Origin of the sequence: Paenibacillus sp. 2KB_22, from assembly GCF_052115745.1 — a bacterium.
In the GTDB taxonomy this organism is placed as follows: domain Bacteria; phylum Bacillota; class Bacilli; order Paenibacillales; family Paenibacillaceae; genus Paenibacillus.
Map to the genome: position 1 here is coordinate 1 of NZ_JBFRHG010000050.1, position 327 is coordinate 327.

Below are 327 nucleotides of genomic sequence, written 5' to 3' on the forward strand. Positions count from 1 at the left end.
TTTGTAACTCCATGTGAGACGTCCCACAACCCCAAAGAGCAAGCTCTCTGGTTTGGGCTTCTCCGCGTTCGCTCGCCGCTACTGACGGAATCACTATTGTTTTCTCTTCCTCAGGGTACTTAGATGTTTCAGTTCCCCTGGTATGCCTCTRCAYAACCTATGTATTCAGTTRTGAGTAACTGGAAATTACCCCAGCTGGGTTTCCCCATTCGGACACCCCCGGATCAAAGCTTGCTTACAGCTCCCCGAGGCAGTTTCGTTGTTCGCCACGTCCTTCATCGGCTCCTAGCGCCTAGGCATCCTCCGTGTGCTCTTAGTAGCTTAACC

Annotated in this window: 1 rRNA gene; it reads right to left on the bottom strand. The window is 51.9% G+C overall.

Annotated features, from left to right (window positions below):
• Positions 1-327 (bottom strand): 23S ribosomal RNA (locus AB4111_RS31280); the annotation flags it as partial.